The organism is Streptococcus mitis (genome assembly GCF_001074635.1).
Classification (GTDB): domain Bacteria; phylum Bacillota; class Bacilli; order Lactobacillales; family Streptococcaceae; genus Streptococcus; species Streptococcus mitis_E.
Genome location: NZ_JUQO01000130.1, coordinates 1 through 3,049, shown reverse-complemented (window position 1 = coordinate 3,049; position 3,049 = coordinate 1). Strand labels below are relative to the sequence as shown.

The window sequence follows — 3,049 nt, the reverse complement described above, 5'->3', positions numbered from 1 at the left end:
GTTGTAGATGAAACTGACGAAGTCAGCTCAAAACACTGTTTTGAGGTTGTAGATGAAACTGACGAAGTCAGTAACCATACCTACGGCAAGGCGACGTTGACGTGCTTTGAAGAGATTTTCGAATAGTATAAATTGGATTCTAATATATAAAACACAGATAGATGATACTTGGTATTTATCAAGTGCCATCTATCTGTGTTTTTATTTATGATTGATGTTTCTGCTATTTATTCTAAAATGTTTTTGCCTTCTTTAACCCGCCAATGATAATCCGATAAAATAATATCTTCAAGGGAGTAGCTAGCCTTCCAATCAAGATATTTTTTAGCTTTTGATGCATCTGCTAGGACGCTGGCTGGATCACCAGCACGGCGAGCAACAATTTCGTGTGGTATCTTTTGATTCAGTAATTCTTCAGCAGTTTTAAAGATTTCTTTGACGGTATAGCCTTTTTCAGTTCCTAAGTTAAAGATTTGAGAAGAACTGTTTTCTTGAAATAGGTAGTTCATTCCTTTAACATGAGCCTGTGCAAGGTCCAAGACATGAATGTAATCCCGAATACATGAACCATCACGTGTATCGTAGTCATCTCCAAATATTTTTAGGCTATCATTTTGTCCCAATGCGGTCTTGTTGATATTTGGAATGATATGAGTTGGATTTTTCACGCGCAGACCGTTTGAAGCATCCATTTCAGCCCCAGCTACATTAAAGTAACGGAAAATGACATATTTCCAATCGTAGCGATTGGCCATCCAGTAAATCATTCGTTCACCCATCAGTTTTGTTTCTGCATAAGGGTTGACAGGGTCGAGCAGGGTATCTTCAGTAGCTGGCTTGTCAATACAGTTATTACCATAGAGGGAAGCAGTCGAAGAGAACATGATTTTTTGAATGCCAACTTCAGATAGGACTTTGAGAACTTGGTTCATACCAGCAACATTGGCAGTGAAGTATTTACTTGGATTTTCAATACTTTCGCTCACAACAATCTCACCCGCACAATGGAGAACAGCATCAATCTGATTTTCTTCTAAGTAAGCTTTTAGGGCACTAGAATCATAAACATCTAGTTGTTTAAAGCTAGCACGACTATCTACAGCCGCTCGATTTCCTGTAGAGAGATTATCTAGAACATGTACCTGATAGCCAGCATTTAAAAGAGCTTTAACGGTATGGGAGCCAATGTAGCCAGCTCCACCTGTAACAAGAATTGTTTTGGTCATGATTTTTTCCTTTTCCTAGTTTTGTACTATTTTAAAGAAAGAAGAAGGCAAAGTCAACTATTTTCTGCAAATTTCATGAAAAACTGAACAAATATAGCATTGAATTGTTTTGTGTTTGGGAATTAATAGTTTGGTTGGTCTTGGAATAGTTCTTAGATTTCACCTCACATGCAAGAAAATACAAGCTTTTTCTAAGATAGAGCAGGACTAAGATACTAATTTAGAAATCCACCTTTCCGCTATCCTTCTCCTATAAAAAGTGGTAAAATGGATGAAAGAAAGAAGGAACTGAAATGACAACATTATTTTCAAAAATCAAAGACGTAACAGAACTTGCTGCGATCTCAGGTCATGAAGCACCTGTCCGTGCTTATCTTCGTGAAAAGTTGACACCGCATGTGGATGAAGTGGTGACAGATGGCTTGGGTGGTATTTTCGGGATTAAACATTCAGAAACTGCAGATGCACCGCGTGTCTTGGTCGCTTCTCACATGGATGAAGTTGGTTTTATGGTCAGCGAGATTAAGCCAGATGGTACCTTCCGTGTGGTTGAAATTGGTGGTTGGAATCCTATGGTAGTCAGCAGCCAACGTTTCAAACTCCTGACTCGTGATGGTCGTGAAATTCCAGTGATTTCAGGCTCTGTTCCTCCACATTTGACTCGTGGAAAGGGTGGACCAACCATGCCAGCCATTGCAGATATCGTCTTTGATGGCGGTTTTGCGGATAAGGCTGAGGCAGAAAGATTTGGCATCCGTCCTGGTGACACCATCGTACCAGATAGTTCTGCAATCTTAACAGCCAATGAAAAAAATATCATCTCAAAAGCTTGGGATAATCGCTATGGTGTTCTCATGGTTAGCGAGCTAGCTGAAGCCTTGTCAGGTCAAAAACTGGGAAATGAACTCTATCTTGGCTCTAATGTCCAAGAAGAAGTTGGTCTGCGTGGTGCTCATACTTCCACAACCAAGTTTGACCCAGAAGTCTTCCTCGCAGTTGACTGTTCACCAGCAGGTGATGTTTATGGTGGCCAAGGCAAGATTGGGGATGGAACCTTGATTCGTTTCTACGATCCAGGTCACTTGCTTCTCCCAGGTATGAAGGATTTCCTTTTGACAACGGCTGAAGAAGCTGGAATCAAGTACCAATACTACTGTGGTAAAGGCGGAACAGACGCTGGCGCAGCTCATCTGAAAAATGGTGGTGTCCCATCTACAACAATCGGTGTTTGCGCTCGTTATATCCATTCTCACCAAACCCTCTACGCTATGGATGACTTCTTAGAAGCTCAAGCTTTCTTGCAAGCCTTGGTGAAAAAATTGGATCGTTCAACGGTTGACTTGATTAAAAATTATTAAACTTAAGGAGGTGGTAGGGATGGTAGAACCAAACCTAGAAAGCCTTATAAAAGATCTTTACAATCATGCTCGCCATGATTTGAGTGAAGATTTAGTTGCTGCTCTCCTAGAGACTGCTAAAAAACTGCCTACTACAAATGAGCAATTGCTGGCAGTCCGTCTCTCAGGCCTGGTCAATCGTGAATTGCTCAAGAATCCTAGACATCCGGCACCTGAGTTGCTCAACTTGGCTCGCTTTATCAAAAGAGAAGAAGCCAAGTACAGAGGAACCGCAGCTTCTGCCCTTATGTATGGGCAACTCTTTAAAATGCTTTGATTCCATTGTGAATCAAAGCATTTTTCTATATGGTAGAAAAGCAATTCTTGGTTAGGAAAAGAAAAAAGCCATCCAATTAGGATAGCTTCTTGGTTCTTATACTCAATGAAAATCAAAGAGCAAACTAGGAAACTAGCCGCAGGCTGTAC

At 40.8% G+C, this 3,049-nt stretch carries 3 protein-coding genes; 2 read left to right on the top strand and 1 reads right to left on the bottom strand.

Annotated features, from left to right (window positions below):
• Positions 1 to 227: 227 nt before the first annotated feature.
• On the bottom strand, positions 228 to 1,226 hold the full coding sequence (galE, locus tag ADI58_RS05530) for a UDP-glucose 4-epimerase GalE (protein ID WP_049521781.1): 999 nt from the start codon (positions 1,224 to 1,226) through the stop codon (positions 228 to 230).
• Between the two features lie 293 nt (positions 1,227 to 1,519).
• On the opposite strand from galE, the gene pepA reads away from it, so the two are divergent.
• Both pepA and ADI58_RS05520 read left to right on the top strand, forming a co-directional pair.
• Positions 1,520 to 2,584 carry a glutamyl aminopeptidase gene (gene pepA / locus ADI58_RS05525; protein WP_049521780.1) on the top strand — a complete coding sequence of 355 codons (1,065 nt, stop codon included), beginning with the start codon at positions 1,520 to 1,522 and terminating at the stop codon, positions 2,582 to 2,584.
• A 19-nt stretch (positions 2,585 to 2,603) separates the two neighbouring features.
• The gene (locus ADI58_RS05520) at positions 2,604 to 2,900 is read left to right on the top strand and encodes a bacteriocin immunity family protein (protein ID WP_049521779.1); all 297 of its coding nucleotides are present in this window, start codon (positions 2,604 to 2,606) and stop codon (positions 2,898 to 2,900) included.
• The last annotated feature ends 149 nt before the right edge of the window (positions 2,901 to 3,049 follow it).